This window comes from Streptomyces sp. NPDC018833 (assembly GCF_044390825.1).
Classification (GTDB): Bacteria; Actinomycetota; Actinomycetes; order Streptomycetales; family Streptomycetaceae; genus Streptomyces.
Genome location: NZ_JBIRZM010000030.1, coordinates 1 through 16,405, shown reverse-complemented (window position 1 = coordinate 16,405; position 16,405 = coordinate 1). Strand labels below are relative to the sequence as shown.

14 protein-coding genes and 1 pseudogene are annotated in these 16,405 nt (G+C 68.4%); 9 read left to right on the top strand and 6 right to left on the bottom strand.

Features of this window, described 5'->3' with window-relative positions; all coding sequences use genetic code 11:
* The first annotated feature begins 2 nt into the window (after window positions 1–2).
* The gene (locus tag ACH5AF_RS34640; protein WP_398907441.1) at window positions 3–521 is read left to right on the top strand and encodes a DUF397 domain-containing protein; all 519 of its coding nucleotides are present in this window, start codon (window positions 3–5) and stop codon (window positions 519–521) included.
* Here ACH5AF_RS34640 and ACH5AF_RS34635 read toward each other — a convergent pair.
* The 5 genes and pseudogenes from ACH5AF_RS34635 to ACH5AF_RS34615 form a co-directional block, all read right to left on the bottom strand.
* Window positions 500–769 (bottom strand): hypothetical protein, encoded by a 270-nt coding sequence (locus ACH5AF_RS34635; RefSeq protein WP_398907440.1) that lies wholly within the window; start codon window positions 767–769, stop codon window positions 500–502. The genes ACH5AF_RS34640 and ACH5AF_RS34635 overlap by 22 nt on opposite strands.
* A gap of 386 nt (window positions 770–1,155) precedes the next feature.
* Window positions 1,156–5,384 (bottom strand): annotated as a pseudogene (locus tag ACH5AF_RS34630) (putative T7SS-secreted protein); the annotation flags it as partial.
* Entirely contained in the window at window positions 5,381–6,028 is a 648-nt protein-coding gene (locus ACH5AF_RS34625) for a hypothetical protein (RefSeq protein ID WP_398907438.1), read from the bottom strand. The gene ACH5AF_RS34625 and the pseudogene ACH5AF_RS34630, both read right to left, overlap by 4 nt.
* On the bottom strand, window positions 6,025–6,537 hold the full coding sequence (locus ACH5AF_RS34620; RefSeq protein WP_398907468.1) for an SseB family protein: 513 nt from the start codon (window positions 6,535–6,537) through the stop codon (window positions 6,025–6,027). Before ACH5AF_RS34620 ends, ACH5AF_RS34625 begins: the two co-directional genes overlap by 4 nt.
* A gap of 87 nt (window positions 6,538–6,624) precedes the next feature.
* Entirely contained in the window at window positions 6,625–7,095 is a 471-nt protein-coding gene (locus ACH5AF_RS34615) for a twin-arginine translocation signal domain-containing protein (RefSeq protein WP_398907436.1), read from the bottom strand.
* Window positions 7,096–7,502: 407 nt separating this feature from the next.
* Here ACH5AF_RS34615 and ACH5AF_RS34610 point away from each other — a divergent pair, with 407 nt between their 5' ends.
* The 8 genes from ACH5AF_RS34610 to ACH5AF_RS34575 all read left to right on the top strand — a co-directional run bounded on the left by ACH5AF_RS34610 (window position 7,503) and on the right by ACH5AF_RS34575 (window position 15,675).
* A complete protein-coding gene (locus ACH5AF_RS34610) occupies window positions 7,503–7,811 on the top strand; it encodes a hypothetical protein (RefSeq protein WP_005315450.1) in 309 nt (102 codons plus the stop codon).
* 146 nt (window positions 7,812–7,957) lie between these two features.
* Window positions 7,958–8,791, top strand: a complete 834-nt coding sequence (locus ACH5AF_RS34605) for a hypothetical protein (protein ID WP_398907434.1) — start codon at window positions 7,958–7,960, stop codon at window positions 8,789–8,791.
* Window positions 8,781–10,085, top strand: a complete 1,305-nt coding sequence (locus ACH5AF_RS34600) for a hypothetical protein (protein WP_398907432.1) — start codon at window positions 8,781–8,783, stop codon at window positions 10,083–10,085. Before ACH5AF_RS34605 ends, ACH5AF_RS34600 begins: the two co-directional genes overlap by 11 nt.
* Window positions 10,082–11,635, top strand: coding sequence for an SCO6880 family protein (locus tag ACH5AF_RS34595; protein WP_398907431.1), 1,554 nt, complete (start codon window positions 10,082–10,084; stop codon window positions 11,633–11,635). The genes ACH5AF_RS34600 and ACH5AF_RS34595 overlap by 4 nt, the downstream gene beginning before the upstream one ends.
* Before the next feature lie 12 nt (window positions 11,636–11,647).
* Window positions 11,648–13,063, top strand: coding sequence for an ATP-binding protein (locus ACH5AF_RS34590; RefSeq protein ID WP_398907429.1), 1,416 nt, complete (start codon window positions 11,648–11,650; stop codon window positions 13,061–13,063).
* Window position 13,064: 1 nt separating this feature from the next.
* A complete protein-coding gene (locus tag ACH5AF_RS34585; protein ID WP_398907427.1) occupies window positions 13,065–14,603 on the top strand; it encodes a type VI secretion protein in 1,539 nt (512 codons plus the stop codon).
* A gap of 146 nt (window positions 14,604–14,749) precedes the next feature.
* Window positions 14,750–15,232 carry a MarR family winged helix-turn-helix transcriptional regulator gene (locus tag ACH5AF_RS34580; protein ID WP_398907425.1) on the top strand — a complete coding sequence of 161 codons (483 nt, stop codon included), beginning with the start codon at window positions 14,750–14,752 and terminating at the stop codon, window positions 15,230–15,232.
* Window positions 15,229–15,675 carry a MarR family transcriptional regulator gene (locus ACH5AF_RS34575; protein ID WP_398907423.1) on the top strand — a complete coding sequence of 149 codons (447 nt, stop codon included), beginning with the start codon at window positions 15,229–15,231 and terminating at the stop codon, window positions 15,673–15,675. The genes ACH5AF_RS34580 and ACH5AF_RS34575 overlap by 4 nt, the downstream gene beginning before the upstream one ends.
* A 91-nt stretch (window positions 15,676–15,766) precedes the next feature.
* Here the strand turns inward: ACH5AF_RS34575 and ACH5AF_RS34570 are convergent, their stop codons facing one another.
* Complete coding sequence (locus ACH5AF_RS34570; protein WP_398907421.1) at window positions 15,767–16,294, bottom strand: GNAT family N-acetyltransferase; 528 nt, start codon at window positions 16,292–16,294, stop codon at window positions 15,767–15,769.
* Between the last annotated feature and the right edge of the window lie 111 nt (window positions 16,295–16,405).

Below are 16,405 nucleotides of genomic sequence, written 5' to 3'. Positions count from 1 at the left end.
GAATGACCGCGTACGCGTGGCAGAAGTCCTCGTACTGCGGCGAGGGCGACGCCTGCGTAAACGTTGCTGCGGATGCCTCCGGCGTCAGACTCACCGAGAGCAGCGACCCGAGCGGGGCGATACTCCACACCACCCCCGCCGCCTTCGCCGCCCTCACCCACGCCCTCAAGACGGGCATGCCGAGCCTGCACATAGACGTCACCCACACCCCTGACGGCCTCGTCCGCGTCGGCGGGATCGTGACGACGACCCACGAGAATGGAACGCGTTCGTGTTGGGCGTCCGAGCCGGCGAGTTCGACCACTACGGGCGGCACCGGGCATGACGCAGCCGCGTCCACTCGCTTCGGGGACGTGATCGTCATAGTGCTGTCCGAGCGTTCATTCATGGACACAACTCGGCCGAGTATCGAACCCCAACACAACTCGGAAGGCCGTCAGCCCTCCTCGCACATCCTGCGCCTCACGAGCCCTGGAGATCGCAATCCCCCGACGCCGTCTCAGGCACCAGCCCCCACGTAGGCCTCGAGCGCACCGAGTAGGGCGTCGATGGCTCGGCGCTCTTCCTCCTCGGTCCTGGTGACGTTCGGGTCCCACAACCTGCTCTCGTCAGGGAAGGCTTTCTGTAGCACCAGCCAGGACCAGTTCATATTGAAGCCCGAGCCGAGGCCATCCACGAGCCACTGCCTGAATCGAGAAATCTCACCGGACTCGTCGGCCGCCGAGAATCCGTAAAGGAAGGCGACGTACGTGGAATACGTATCATCCACCCCAAACATTCTTGGCCTGCGACGCAGATGCGGAACAATCTCAGCCAGTTTCAATCCAACGGTCTCCAATGCAGGATTTCGAGATAGTCTGGGTGCCAGAGAGCATCATAATCTTCCTTTGGAAGACCGGTTCTCCCGGTGAACCCATCGTATACCCGCCCCTCGTGCAGCACTACATCGTGGTGATACCAGCCAGGGTCGGCGCCCCGGTAAGGCCCCATGGAGAATCGTTCAGCAAAGGGGTCAGGAATAGCATTGCTAATCCTATACCGAGTACCCCCACCAAGCTTCTCTTGTATTTCTACGGCAACGTCTTCGCAACCATTCCAATTCCTGGGATCATTAATATCCTTGATTTCCCAACCATCTCCGAGATCGGGGTAATCAGGCGCCAACCCCAAGGGGTCCACCCATCTGTGCGGGTTAGCGACATACGCGGCAGGATTGGGGGCCGGCGCCAAACCTAGCGGGTCCAGCGAGAGGTAGCGAGAAACATCGGGCTCATAATAGCGGTGAACGTTGTAATGGAGACCTGTTTCTCGGTCGAATTGCTGCCCCGGAAAGCGGAGTGGCGTATAGGTCGCGCTGGCGGCTGTCCACGTCGTGGTTCCCCATAGCGTGTGGCGCATCCGCCAGGCGATTTTCCCGCGCTCGTCAATCAATTCGTTCGGGGTGCCGACAAAATCCGTAACGATGGAGAAGAAGCGTTCGTCGATGGCTTCCTGCGCCGCATCAGGCGGGATGATGCGTTCTGTCTGGCTCAGCGGACGCAGTCCCTGGTGATGCCAGGTCAGAGCAACCATGTGGGGCAGGGACTCGTTCTCCGTAGTCTCCTCGCACAGGGTCGTGCCGTCCCACGTGAACGTCACTCGTTCCACGACCATTCGGCCGTCCTCTGCCAGTCGCTGCTTGGAGAGGCGCCGCCCCAGAGCGTCGTACTCGTACCGCCACACCACCCCGTCTGGTGTGGTCACGGACCGCATGTGGTCTTCGGCGTCCCACTCATAGCGCCAGGTGTCCGGTTTGCGTGAGAGGCGGGTCTTCTGGCGGAGGGTGATGCGGCCGAGTTCGTCGTGTTCGTAGCGGACGTTTCCCGCTCGTGTGATCGTCGTGCCGGTGTAGGCGCGGGTGCCGACCGCTTCCTGGCCGGGGTGCGAGGCGGGCCAGGAGGCCTCGGTCTGGTTGCCTGCTTCGTCGTAGGCGTAGCGCTCGGTCCAGCCCGCTGCGTGGACGGCGGTGACGCGACCCGCCAGGTCCAGGTCGAAGGTCTTCGCCCCCGCCAACTGGTCATCGAGGCCGATGAGGTTGCCGTCGGCGCGGTAGGTGTAGTCGCGGCGTTGGATGCTGCGGCCGGCGCCGGTGATGTCTTGACTGGTGAGACGGCCGAGCGGGTCATACTCGTTGGTGAAAGAGACGGTGTCGCCGATGTGGCGGGCGATTTCCTGGCCCGCGGCGTCGTGCTCGAAGGTGAGCGTGCGGCCCGAGGTCGTCAGCGAGGTGCGGCGGCCCGCCGCGTCGTAGGTCCAGGTGCTGACCGCGCCGGTTGGGGTCGTGCGACCGGTGCGCGGAGATACGTGATCGTGGCGTCCCCGTTGACCGCTTCCGCGAGCTGGTCGGAGAAGTCGTACGCGAACGTCGTGACGGCCCCGGCGGCGTCCTTGCGGACGATGCGGTCGAGGTCGTCGCGCTCGTAGCGGATGGTCTGGCCGAGCGTGTCGGTTCGGGCGGTGAGCCGGCCGGCCGGGTCCCGGTCGTACGACAGCGTCCGGTTGTCGAAGTCGGTCTCGGATATGAGGTGTCCGGCCGCGTCGTACGCGTAGTCCCAGGTGAGACCCTGGGGGTTGAGGACATGGGTAAGGCGCAGTTCGTGGTCGTGGGTGAATTCGTAGCGCACGCCGTCCGGGCCTGTGCGGGCGCTCATGAGGTCGAAGTGGGTGTACTCGAAGCGGGACACCTGACCCATGGCGTCGGTGTGGGTCAGGCAGTTGCCCTCGCCGTCGTACGTCCAGGACTGCTCGCTGCCGTCGGCGTCGACGCGGCGCGCGAGCCGCCCCTCCGGGGTCCACTCCATGCGCGTGATCGCCCCGAGTGGGTCGGTGAGGGCGACGGGGCGGCCGAAGGCATCCCGCTCGATGCGAGTGGTCGCACCGAGGGGGTTGGTGACCTCGATGGGCAGGCCGGACGCGTTGCTGCGGATCCGGGTCGTATTCCCGAGCGCGTCGGTGACGGCGGTGGCGTGACCGGCGTCGTTGTGCGTGTAGCGCGTGACGGCTCCGGAGGGGCCCGTCACGCTCGTGCGGTTGCCGCGTTCGTCGTACTCCTGCCGGACCGTGGTCCGGTCGGGATTGACCACCCTTACGGGGAGTCCGAGAGGGTTGTACTCGGCGGTGGACTCCCGGCCGTCGGGACGCACCACGGTCGTCAGGTGACCGGATTCGTCGTACGCGAAGCGGGCGATGCGGCCGAGCGGGTCGGTCTGGCTCAGGAGCCGGTTGTAGCGGTCGCGTTCGTAGCGGGTGACCGCGCCGAGCGGGTCGGTCTCCTGGACGACCTGGTACGCCTCGTTGGCGACGTACCGCCGGACCGCCCCGCCGCTGGTGGTCGCGGTGGTGACGCGCAGGCCGGTCTCCGGGTCCGGGTCGCTGTAGTCGAGACGGAGGGCCATGTGACCGGCCGAGCCGCCTTCGGCGATGCAGCGGTCCCGGTCGTCGTACTCGTACGTGTAAGCGCTGCCGTTGGTGTCGGTCCACGACGTGACGCGGCCGAGCTCGTCGTAGCTGAACCTCAGGGGCAGGCCGGAGGAGTTGGTGACGGAGGTGAGGTGGCCGTCGGTGTAGCCGTAGCGCAGGATCTCCTGGTCCGAGCCGTCCGGGGCCGCGCCTGCCAGGTGCAGGGCGGTGATCCGGCCTTCGCTGGTGGTGAGCTTCAGGTGGTAGCCGCCGTGGTGGACGATCGAGGTCGGCGCATCGGACTCGTCGTATTCGAAGGTGATCCAGTTGCCGTTGCGGTCGTCGATCTGGGCGAGGAGGGCTTCGTCGTCGTGGCGTGTGGTGAAGTGCCACACGCGGCCCGTAACCGGGTCCGTGACCGTGTAATCGCCGTCGGTGTCCCGGTCGAACGGCCAGCGCGGGCCGTGGCTGGGCATGACCGGAACGCCGGGGGCTGGGTGCGGGTAGGACAGCAGCAGGCCGTCCTCACCGACGAAGACGACGCCCTCGGGATGGATCTCCAGCCGCTGGTCGGCGGTGGACGCCCACGACGGACCGAACCAGCGCCCGGCCCGGTAGTCGGACGCCACACGGCGGCGGAAGGCGAGCGGCAGCGTGCCCGGCAGGGTGATGTCGGTCTGCGGCAGATACATCACGCCGGTGGCGAGGTCGATCGGGTCCGTGTTACCGCTCTCCACCGACTCCTTCGTACGGGAGTGCTTGGGCGGATCGTCCAGTGCCTTGTGCGCCCCCGTCTCCGCGGCTTCGGTGATCGCGTGCTTGGCACCGCTGCGCAGGCCCGCACCGGCCACACCCTTGACGACGCCCAAGCCCTTCGTCCCAAAGATTTCGGGGATGAGGCGGCCGAGGAATTCGGAGGGGTCGCCTTTGGCGGCGTCCCAGGCGTTCTTGAGGGCGCGATCGGGGTTGGCGACGGTGGAGGCGAGGCCGGCGAGGGTGGTGTTGACGCCCTTGTAGTACTCGGCGGGGTGGGTCAGGTTGTAGATGTCGATCGGGGCGATCGAGCGGACGAAGTTCACCAGACCCGCGGTGCCCTTGATGATCCCGGCGCCGACGTGGGCCAGCTCGACGCCCTGGCTCAGGCCGTAGTCCATCAGCTCCAGCTTGGCCTTCTCCATGCCCGTGGGCTCCTGCGGGGCGTGCGCGAGCGCGGCCTTCACCGCTGCCTTGGCCGTGTCGGCGGCCTGGGTCCGCGCAGCACGGGCGTCGTCCAGAATCTCCTGGGCGCGTTTGCGTTTGGCAGTGCTCGGGTCGGAGAACTCGCCCGGGTGCGGCAGCGGGTTGTCCCCGTTGCGGGCGGCGTTGTAGGCCTCGGCCTTCTTCTTGAAGTCCGCAGCGGCCTTCTCGTAGTCCTTCTTCGCCTCTTTGTGCAGGGCGATCGCCTCCCGCGCCTTGCCCTGCGCGCTCACGATCGCCGTGGAGTAGGTCTCCAGGGCTTTGGCCGCGTCCTCGAAGGCGTCCGCCGCGCGCAGCCAGTCGGTGGGCAGCGTCTGGAACTTCTCCCGGAACGCGGTGGCCGCCTCGCCCTTCCAGTGACTGGAGTCGAGCTTCTTCATCCCCCCGCCGACCAGATCGAACGCCTTCTGGAAGTCCCGCAGGTTCTTCACCGTCGCGGCGATCTTCTCCGGCCGGCCGTGAATCAGCTCATTCGCTTCCTCACTCTGCCCGAGCTGCTTCTCGCCAACCTCCGCACCGAGCGAGGAGGCGGTCTCATCCCCCCAGTCCTCGACGACCTCGGCCACCGCGTCGTGACCGTAATGCCGAAGGCCCTCGCCGGCCTTGTCGGTCACATAGTCGACACCCTCGCCGACCACTTCCTTGCCCTTGTCGATGCCCCTGTCGATCCCGTCGACCAGCTTGTCGCCGAGCCCCCGCAAGTCCATCAGCGCTCCTCCCCCCACCGCGGCTGCTCGGCCTGATCGATCGTCGCCTGATCCGGGTCGAACATGTCCCGGTACTGCTCGTCCATGCGGTCTCGAACCTCAGGGCTGATCACTCCCGACCGCTCCAGCCCGTCCATGTTCGAGTCCATGACGTCATACCCGGTGTTCTGCCACGTCTGCTTGACCTCGCCGTGCGCCTCGGACATCGACTCCCAGCTCCAGTCCGCGTTGTCCCACGCGTGCTGGTCACGAATCGTGTCCCACCTCATCTGCTTGACCTCGTCCTCCGACAGATGAGGATTACCGTTCAGCGAGTTCACACCGATCTTGAACGCGTCCTTGACGTACTGCTCCTGCTCCGCGAACGACCCCGCCGACAGCCCCACCCCCTGCGCGAACCCGTTCCCCCGCAGAGTGAGCGCCCGAACGCCCCACTCCCACCGGCTGCAGAACGTCTCGAACTCCGCCGTCAAACCCCCATGCCCCAACTCCAGCCCCGACAACGCCAGATCAGAGAACCCCCGTCCCACCGACGCCTCGCCGATCATCCCGAGCTCCTTCAACTCGGCATGCGCCAGATTGATGCCCTTCGCGATCTCCGCCAGCGCCGCCGGCGGAGCCTTCAGCTCCGGCTCGCTCCCACTCACCGCATCCCCCCGATATCCACCGCCACCGCATCCGGCACGATCCCCGCAACCGGCGGAAACAACATCCCCTCATCACTGCCCGCATCCAAAGCAACCCCACCCGGACCCGGAAGCATCGGCACGAACGAGTCCAACAAGCGCGCCCCCAGGACCGTCCGGTACGCCCACTCCCGGTCCGCATCCCCCTGCGCGAAAGCGAACCGCGCCAACGCCTCCTCGTCCGAGAACGCACAGATCCACCGCACACCGCTGAAATCCGCCGTCCACAAACTCCCCAGCGCATCGAACGGCACCAACACCGCCGACCGCCGAAACTCCCCCAGCAAACGCGCAAACCCACGTCGACCTGCAGCCAGCTCATCAACAGGCTCCGCCTGCACAACAGTCGGCACAGCAACGGCCGGTACCGTCGGCGGTTTAGGCGGCGCCTCCGGTACCGGCTCATAGACCAAGTCGGCCAGTCTCGAAGCCAGTCGAGGCTTCGGTATGTCATCCCCGTTATCAGCCACCCGGTGATGCTGCCATGCACGCATTCCCATCAGCAACGAAGAAAGGTTCGAATCCCGCCAATGGCAGTTCTCGCCGCGCTGCCCCGCTCAGAACCGGTCCTGGAGTCCGCGGGGCTCCGGCGTACAAGGGGTGGTCGCGCCGAGCGGGTGCGCTCCTCCCGCCCCGTGGTCCGGCCGTGAAGCCGTACGCCGGGGTGACGGCCTTGTCCGCGGGGCCCAGGCGGCAACCGTACGAGGTGCCGACCAGCCGCCTGAGCCGGGCGTGGTGGAAATAGTCGGGATAGAAGTACTGCGCGGTTTATGCGGCGACCCGGTCACCGCACAGCTGTACGAACGGGGTACGCACCGCTCCTGGGGCATCCACCTGACAGTCATCCCGCGCGCCGCGTCACCGCCAAAGTTCACGTGGACCTGCGAGACCGGATTTCGGTGCCGTACGCCGGCCGGCGCCAGAACCACACCACTCGCGGCGGTCGCCCCCGCCCCAGCGACGACCGCGCTGCGGCGCAGGAAGTCCCGGCGGGAGACGTACGGACGGTGCTCGTGCGACTGGCCCATGGGAGCGAACCGTGGTGAGGCCAGTTGAACTGGCAGCCAGTGGAGGTTGGCTGATTCAGCGTCGACATTTGGCGCGATTTCGATCATACGAGTGAGACGCATCCGCGGCCCGTCCGGCCGGGCACCCGACCATGGCCGGCCGGCAGCTCAGACCACCCCAAAGGTGGCACAACGACAGTCATTGCCCGACGTCACGCTCCGTGATAAACAGAGTGACGTTATGTATGCAGACGCCGGATCGCGCCACACTCGCGCAGGTCAGGGCAGCCTGTTCGGTCAAACGTGCGGAGATCGGGTAAAGAGACCCTCGAAGTCGGCTTACGTGGACGGTTTCATCAGCGAAGATAGAACCTGACCCGTGCCGAGGGGCGTGGGCGGCGAACAACCCAACAGGGGCGGTGAGTTACATGATCCTGGCAGCCGAAAAGGGCGACATCACCACCATCATCGGAGGTATCGCCCCGAACTGGGGACCGTTCGGAAGCCTGGGCAACGAGGCTCGAGTGATGATCGAGGTCGTGATGGCTATTGCCATCCTCCTCTGCCTCGGCATCGCGATCTGGGGTGCGGCCAAGCAGCGCATCGGGGCGACGGCCCTGCGCGACACGTTCAGCGCGGAACAGGGCAAGGGCCTGATCGTCGCCGGTCTCACCGGCGTCTTCATCATCGGCTCGCTGGGGACCCTGTTCACCATCGTGTACGGGATGGCCGTCTAGCCGCCCGCCCGCCCTTCCGGGCTCGCCCGGCCCACCCCCCGAGGTTGCGTTTCCCCGATGTACCCGAAGTTCCTGAAGACACGTCACCATCCCGCGCCTGCGGGGCACGCAGCACGTCCACGACCGGTTGAGGGGGCCTGCGCCTGATGAGCCTCGGCGACGAGCACGGCGACCGCACGAACGACGGCTTCGGCGGCTCCGGACAGACCCGCACCCGCCTCCCAGGCACCCCCGAGGACGTGTACGGCGCTGCCCGCCGCCCGGTGCGCACCTCGCGCTCGCTGATCGGGGTGGTGGGCGTGGTGGTGCTGCTCATCGCGGCGATCGCCTTCGCCAACCAGGGCGGCGGGTCCGACAGCGCGTCGGGCGACACCGGCAAGTCCCCGGACAGCGCCCCTACGGCGGCGACGGGCGTACGCCCGGTGAAGGGGAACGCGGGCGGGATTCCTACGGGGTACGCGCGGGACGAACAGGGGGCGCAGAGCGCGGCGTCAAACTATGCGGTGGCCTTGGGCTCAGTTGGCATGTTCCGTTTGGCCAGTCGGCATCAGATCGTGGACACCGTCTACACCGCAGAGGCGGCGGCTCGCTTGAAGGGGCCTCAGGATTCCGCATATTCCCCGGACTTCCTCAAGAGACTGGGCCTAGATGCCAATGGCGATGCCCCAACAGGCAGTACGTTCGTGTCGCGCACGATCCCTGTAGGCACCAAGGTCGAGTCCTTCGATAGTGAGACCGCTCGCGTGTCCGTCTGGTACACCGGCCTCATCGGCATGTCAGGGCCCGACTCCACCGATCCCGTCAGCACGACCTGGAAGACGTGGACCTTCGATCTTCAGTGGGCGAACGGGGACTGGAAGGTCTCCACCGACAAACAGAAGGACGGCCCGGCTCCTGTGCCGGGCGACGTTGCCGCTTCCACTTCCGAAGAGATCAGCAAGGCAGTAGCGGAGTTCGGAGGCTTCACCTATGCCCGGTAACCCTCGCCTCGCCCGCTCAGTCATGACGGCGCTCGTAGCAGTGCAAGCGGCAGCCTTCTTCTGTGCGGCCCGGGCAACAGCTGCCCCCTCGCCAACACCGAGCCCGAGCAACAACCCATGTGACTTGCTGATCGGCCCCGCCAAGGAGTACTGCACCGAAGGCGATGGCGCCCGCAGCGGCAGCAGCCGCTCCGGAGTCGACGACCCCGCCACCGCCCTCGACCCCCTCTCCTCCCTCGCCCGCGGCTGTGCCGACGCCGCCGTCGCCGTGCTCGACTTCCTCTCCGGCGCCGTGAAGGAGACCGCCGAGGTCGACTTCACCAACTCCGCCTTCCTCGCCCGCTACGCGATCGTCTTCGCCGCCGCCACCATCCTCACGCTCGTCCTGTGGCTGCTCGCCGTCGCCAAGCGCGCCATCCGGGGCGTGCCGCTGACCACCGCGATCTCCGAGGCCGTCGGCTTCCTCTGGCTCACCGTCCTCGCCTCCGCCTTCACCCCGCTGATCCTCTACACCGTCGTCTCGGCGACCGACGCCGTCACCGAGGTCGTCGCCTCCGGGACCAGTGAGCAGACCGACGTCTTCTTCGGGAGCTTCAAGGAGGCCCTGCAGAAGGGCGACAGCATCAGCGGCGGGCCGATCATGCTGATCATCGTCGCGCTGGTCACCGTGCTCGCGGCCGGCATCCTCTACCTGGAGCTCTTCATCCGCGCCGTGCTCCTCTACGTCGGAGCTCTCCTCGGCGTCATCGTCTACGCCGGGCTCGTCGACAAGAACATGTGGGGCCACGTCCGCCGCTGGGCCGGGATCATGATCGCCATCATCCTGGTCAAGCCCGTCATCGTCATCGTGCTCGGCCTCGCCGGCGCGCTCTCCGCGGGTGAGGGGCCGGACTCCTTCTCCGCCGTCGTGTCCGGGCTCTCTATCATCCTGCTCGCCATCTTCGCGTCCGCGATGATCTACCGCTTCGTCCCCGGCTTCGGCGACGAGATCGCCAACTCCCGCAACAACCGCATCCAGAACGCCGCCGAGGGCAAGGCCGCCGCCGTCATCAGCTCGCCCGCCGCCCTCGTCTCCCAGGGCATCAAGACCCACAGCACCCGCGGCAACCAGAACACCGGCGGGGACGGCAGCAGTGGCAGCACACCCCGCCCGGCGAATCCCGTCAGCGGCGGCGTCGCCGCCCACGGCAGCCGTACGGGCCAAGCGGGCGCCGCGCCCGCCCCCCGTAGCAGCACCCCCACCAGTGGCACCCCGCACAGCAACCGCAACAGCACAGGAGGTGGCCGGCGTTGACGACCCAGTCCCCGCTCATCGCGCCCCGCCGCACGTACCTCATCGGCCGCGCCCGGCCGAACGCGATCGTCGGCAAGAACCGCGAGACCGGCGAGATCGCGCTGATCATCGTCGGCGCGTTCCTCGGCATGATGAGCGGACTGCTGGTCCCCGTCCTGACCCTGCGGATCGTGCTGCTGATGGGCTTCCCGCTGCTCGCGCTCGCCGCCGTGTACGTGCCCTACAAGCACCGCACCTTCTACAAGTGGTTCGAAATCAACCGCAGCTACAAGCGCACCCTGCGCCAGGGCACCACCTACCGCTCCGGCGCCGTCGAGGCAGGCATCCGTATCGACGGGCGGGAGATCGAGGTCGGCCCGCCGCCCGGCATCGGGCGGATCAACTGGCTCGCGGCACCCTTCGGCCCCGACGAGATCGCGGTCCTGCTGCACGCCGACCGGCGCACGGTCACCGCCGCCATCGAGATCGAGGGCCCCGGCGTCGGTCTGCGCGACAGCGAGGACCAAGAGGCCCTGGTCGACCGGTTCGGCACGCTGCTCAAGCATGTCGCCAACGGCGACGGTTTCGTGACACGCATTCAGATGCTGGCCCGCACGCTGCCCGCCGACCCCGACGCACACGCCAAGGACGTCGCCCAGCGCGGCGACCGGAACGCGCCCAGCTGGCTCCAGGACTCGTACGACCAGTTGCAGTCCATGGTCTCCACCTCCAGCGAGCAGCACCGCGCCTACCTCGTCGCCTGTATGCACTACTCGCGCGAACTGGCCGCCGAGGCACACGCCATGGCCCGCGCCGCCAGGCACGCCTCCGGCGCGAAGCGGCTCGACAAGGACGCCGGTCTCGCCGTCGTCATGGCCCGTGAGCTCACCGACATCTGCGCCCGGCTGGCGGAGGCGGACATCCGCGTACGCCAGCCTCTCGGACAGTCACGTCTCGCCTCCCTCGTGCACTCCATGTACGACCCGGACCACCCCATCGACCACATCCAGGCGATGACCAAACGAAACGCCTGGCCGGCCGAGCTCGACGCCGTCGAGCCCACCTACCTCCAGGCCAAGACCCGCGAGTCCTCCACCCGCGCCCCCTGGTGCCACTCCACGGCATGGGTGAAGGAGTGGCCGATGACCCCGGTCGGCGTCAACTTCCTCGCCCCGCTGCTCGTCCACACCCCCGACGTGATCCGTACGGTCGCGGTCACGATGGACCTGGAGCCCACCGAGGTCGCCATCGAGCGAATGCTCACCGAGAAGACCAACGACGAGGCGGACGCGAGCCGCGCCGCCAAGATGAACCGGACCGTCGACCCGCGCGACATCGCCGCGCACGGACGGCTCGACCAGCGGGGTGAAGATCTCGCGAGCGGTGCGGCGGGGGTCAACCTCGTCGGGTACATCACTGTGTCGTCGCGTTCGCCCGAGGCCCTGGCCCGGGACAAGCGCACGATCAGGGCCTCTGCCGGCAAGTCGTATCTGAAGCTGGAGTGGTGCGACCGCGAGCACCACAGGGCCTTTGTGAACACCCTTCCGTTCGCGACCGGCATCCGCCGATAGGGGCCCCGAGCCATGCGTGATCCGCTGTCCGTCCTCACGGAGGCCTTCACCTCCTTCCTGTTCGGAAAGGTGGAGACGACCCGCCTGCCCGTCCGCACCTCGACCGGGCAGGCGCAGGCCGTCTACCTGCCGACGGCCGCACCCGGCCTCGGCGACTCGGGCGTGATCATCGGCCGCGAGGTCTACAGCGGCAAGGGCTACATCTACGACCCCTTCCAGCTCTACGGGCAGCAGCTCCCCGCCCCCCACTGGCTCGTGCTCGGCGAGTCCGGCAACGGCAAGTCGGCGCTGGAGAAGACCTACGTCCTGCGGCAGTTGCGCTTCCGCGACCGCCAGGTAGTCGTGCTCGACGCACAGGGCGAGGACGGCGTCGGCGAATGGAACCTGATCGCGCAGGAGCTGGGGATAACTCCCATCCGGCTCGACCCGATGACGGCGCTCGACGGCGGCATCCGCCTCAACCCGCTCGACCCCTCGATCACCAGCACCGGCCAGCTCGCGCTGCTGCGGACCATCATCGAGGTCGCGATGGGCCACGGCCTCGACGAGCGCAGCGGCTTCGCACTCAAGGTGGCGCACGCCTACGTCAACGAGACGATCACCGACCGGCAGCCCGTCCTCACCGACATCGTGGAGCAACTGCGCCATCCCGAGGCGGAGTCCGCCGAGGCGATGAACGTCGACATAGACGATGTACGCGCCTGGGGCCTGGACGTCGCACTCGTCCTCGACCGGCTCGTCGACGGCGACCTGCGCGGCATGTTCGACGGCCCCACCACCGTCGGCATCGACCTGGACGCGCCGCTCATCGTGTTCGACCTGTCCCACATCGACCGCAACTCGATCGCCATGCCGATCCTGATGGCGATCGTCGGCGTATGGCTGGAACACACCTGGATCCGCCCCGACCGCAAGAAGCGCATCTTCCTGGTGGAGGAGGCGTGGCACATCATCAACAGCCCCTTCGTCGCACAGCTCTTCCAGCGGCTGCTCAAGTTCGGCCGGCGGCTCGGCCTGTCGTTCGTGGCGGTCGTGCACCACCTGTCCGACGTGGTGGACGGGGCGGCGGCGCGCGAGGCCGCGGCGATCCTGAAGATGGCGTCGACGCGGACGATCTACGCCCAGAAGGCCGACGAGGCCCGGGCCACGGGTCGCGTCCTGGGCCTGCCGCGCTGGGCCGTCGAGATCATTCCCACCCTCACTCCCGGCATCGCCGTCTGGGACGTCAACGGCAACGTCCAGGTGGTCAAGCACCTGGTGACCGAGGCCGAACGGCCGCTGGTCTTCACCGACCGGGCGATGACGGAGTCCTCGGGGCCCGCGCTGCCGGAGCACGTCCAGGCCGCGGAGTGGGAGGCGGAGCAGCGGGCGGCGCTGATCGAGCGGCAACAGCAGGTGGGCGAGTCCTCAGAGTCGACGGTGGCTTGAGATGGAGCAGGGGCGCCAGGGACGGAGCAGGGGCGAGGAGCGCGAAGAGGGCATCCCCGACGGCCTGTTGGTCGGACTGCTGGGCTTCCTCCTCGGGCTGACGCTGCTGGTGTGGACGGCGACGGGCCTGGCGGGCCTGTTCGCGCACGGCGCGTGGCCGACGGGCGTGACGTTCACCGGCACGCCCATGGCGATGCGGTCGCTGGCCGCGGCCCCGCACGATCTGCCCGCCGCCTGGCCCGCGACCCCGCCCGCCGAACTGTCCGGCTACGGGCTGTTCTGGGGTCTGGCCATCGGCGAACTGATGGTGCTGGTCGTGCTGAGCGTGTTCACGCTGGGCACGGTCGCGCGCTGGCGCGCGGTCCGGGCGAAGGCCCGCGCCGAGCGGTCGGCAGGCGGAGGGCCGTCGCGTAAGCCGGACTCGGACCAGCAGCCGCACCCTGCCGCCGAGCCGCCCGCGCACCGCCCTGTACCCGCACCCGTCATGGAGACGGCCCCCGCGCCGGCCGTGGAGGCAGCCGCCCCCGAGGCGGTGCCGCCACCCATCGCGCCGTCCCCCACCATCCCCGGCCCACCCATCGCGCCACTCCCCACCGTCCCTGGCCCGCGCAGCACCCGCTCCCGAGTCCTGTACGGCGATCCCGCCACGCGTCGGCCCTCCACCGTCCAGGCGCTCCTCGACGCCGAGGGCCCCGCCCTCGTCGTGACCTCCGACGCCTCCGTATGGGCCGAGACGAAGAACGCCCGCGCCAAGCTCGGCCCCGTCCTCGTCTACGACCCCGGCCACCTGTGCGACACCCCGGCCCGCATCCACTGGTCGCCCACCACCGGCTGCGAGGACGAACGGACCGCGGCCGCCCGGGCCACCGCCCTCCTCGCGCCCGTACGCCCCCGGGCCCTGCTCGACGCCGCCATGGCCGACACGGCGGAAACGCTCCTGCGCTGCTGGCTGCACGCCGCAGCCGTGGACGGCCGCCCGTTCCGCCAGGTCCACCGCTGGGCACAGGGTGCGGGTGCCCACGAGCCCGTACGCATCCTCCGTACCCACCCCAAGGCCACGGCCGGGTTCGCGGGACTGCTGGAGTCCGCCCTCACCGCATATCCCGAACGCCGGGACATCGCCCAGCAGTTGATCGCCCGGGCGCTCGCCGCCCTGTCGTCGGTCCACATCCGCGAGGCGTGCACCGCGAATCGAACCGATTCGCTCACCCTGGAATCATTCGTGGACGAAGCGGGCACGCTTTATGTGGTGGGTGAACCGATCGAGGATCCGCGGACCCGCCCCGGTGCGATGCCGCTGCTCACGGCACTCGCCTCAGACGTGGTCGAGCACGGCCGCCGCATGGCCGCACGGTCATCCGACGGTCGGCTCGACCCACCAATGTCCCTCGTCCTCGACGACGTCGCGGCTGTCGCGCCACTCCCCCTGCTCCCCGAACTCCTCGCCACCGGCCAGGACCAGGGCCTGCCGACACTCGTCCTGCTGCGCTCCGCCGAACAGGCCCGCGCGCGCTGGGTGGCACCGCTGCTCCCGAACTGACCAGCGAACACGGCCGTCCGGCCCCGCGCCTCAAGGGTGTTGCACCGCTTGGCAGTCGCCGGCGTCTCGGTGCGATCGTGACCTCGCTTCGGGTGCCGGCGAGAAAATAGTAGCCATGTACATAGTAGCTATGTACTGTATTGCCGGTGAGTTCAGCAACTGAGAGCGCGACGGCGGGGTTCATGGTCTGGCGTCTGTCGATGAAGTGGCGGGTCGCCGTCGACCGGGCGGTCGCGCCGCTGGGCCTGACCCATGCCCAGTACGCGTTGATGGCGTCGCTGTACGGCATGCGGCGCTCCGGGCTGCGGCCCAGCCAGCGTCGGCTCGCCGACCACACAGGGCTCGAACCGTTGTACGTTTCCAAGCTCGCCCGCGCCCTGGAGGCCGCCGGACTCGTCGCCCGCACCCGGGACCCGAACGACCCGCGCGCCATGCAGCTGTCGCTCACTGAGCAGGGGCGCGACGTCACACGCCGCGCGATCCAGGTGGTCCAGGGCCTACTGGACCAGTTGCTGGAGCCGCTCGGGGGACAGGACAGCGCGCGCACACGGCAGTTCACCCGCGAGCTGGCGACCCTGCTCGACGCACCTCTTGATCCGCACACCGAGAACGCAAAGGAGCAGTCATGACCACCACCGCAACCCCCGTCAACGGCCGGGTCATAGCCCTGGCGCACCATGCCGGGCGCGCCCTCCTGGAAGGCGTGCTGGCCCGCCACGGCGCCACGTTCCACCAGAGTGTGACGCTCCGGGCCGTCGTGGTCGCCGGCGAGTCCATCACCTGCGACGAGCTCGTCGGCGACGTCACCGGCTCGCTGAAGACCGAGGAGTCGGTCGTGCGCGGCGCAATCGAGGAGCTGACGGCCGCGAAGCTGCTGGAAGAGGACCCGTCGGAGGCGTCCCGAACGCGGCTCACGGACGCCGGACGGGAGCTGTACGAGAGCACCGCCGCTGAGACCGCCGAGATCTCCGCCCGGCTGTACGCCGGTATTCCGGCCGAGGACCTTGCGATCGCGGGCCGCGTGTTGGCACTGGTCACGGACCGCGCGAACGCCGAGTTGGCCCGCACCTGAGGTTCCGTCCCGCCGATCACGAGGCCCTTCCCACGCTCCTTTTCTGAAGGGGCATGGGAGGGAAACGAGTCGGCGAATCGAAGAGACACACCTATCCGTCGCGCCTGACCTCGTACTCCCGCGCCATGTCGTCCCCCGGAATGGGCGACGGATCGGCGCTCGGCACGAAGCCGGCCCGGCGGTAGAGCGCCTCCGCCCTCGTGTTGTCCGTGTGGAAGATCAGCCGCACCCGCTCCACCCTCGGCTCCTCCAACGCCCACGACCACTCCAGAGCCGCGCGGAACAGTGCGTCCGCGAGACCGCTGCCCCGCGCCTCGGCCCGTACGAACACGCCCACCACGTGCGTCTGTTCCACCGGCGCCGGCCTGCCGATCCGTGGCTCGGTCCCCGGCCGCTCCACGAGCAGGGACACCGTCCCGTCCCAGCGCCCGTCCGGAGCCTCGCCGACGAACTGGACGACCTCCCGCCCCGCTGCCGCCGTCGCCGTGCGCTCCTGCCAGAAGGAGTCCGGCCGCACCGCGGCCTCCTCGTACGACTCCATGAACGCGATCGAAGCCAGCGGGTCCTGCAGGGCGGCGAGCCGCAGCTCGCGGGCCTTGGCCCATTCCTCGGCACGCACGGGCCGACACCAGGCTGGTGCATCCGGCCCGGAAACGCAGGAAAGCCCCGGAACGAGGTTCCGGGGCTTTCCCACAATGATTGTTCGGCGGCGTCCTACTCTCCCACAGGG

What these genes read in the sequence shown, in the direction of transcription:
- ACH5AF_RS34615 (WP_398907436.1), bottom strand. Translation starts at nt 7,095, where the DNA reads ATGGGCCAGTCGCACGAGCACCGTCCGTACGTCTCCCGCCGGGACTTC.
- ACH5AF_RS34575 (WP_398907423.1), top strand. Translation starts at nt 15,229, where the DNA reads ATGACCACCACCGCAACCCCCGTCAACGGCCGGGTCATAGCCCTGGCG.
- ACH5AF_RS34600 (WP_398907432.1), top strand. Translation starts at nt 8,781, where the DNA reads ATGCCCGGTAACCCTCGCCTCGCCCGCTCAGTCATGACGGCGCTCGTA.
- ACH5AF_RS34585 (WP_398907427.1), top strand. Translation starts at nt 13,065, where the DNA reads ATGGAGCAGGGGCGCCAGGGACGGAGCAGGGGCGAGGAGCGCGAAGAG.
- ACH5AF_RS34590 (WP_398907429.1), top strand. Translation starts at nt 11,648, where the DNA reads ATGCGTGATCCGCTGTCCGTCCTCACGGAGGCCTTCACCTCCTTCCTG.
- ACH5AF_RS34610 (WP_005315450.1), top strand. Translation starts at nt 7,503, where the DNA reads ATGATCCTGGCAGCCGAAAAGGGCGACATCACCACCATCATCGGAGGT.
- ACH5AF_RS34640 (WP_398907441.1), top strand. Translation starts at nt 3, where the DNA reads ATGACCGCGTACGCGTGGCAGAAGTCCTCGTACTGCGGCGAGGGCGAC.
- ACH5AF_RS34605 (WP_398907434.1), top strand. Translation starts at nt 7,958, where the DNA reads ATGAGCCTCGGCGACGAGCACGGCGACCGCACGAACGACGGCTTCGGC.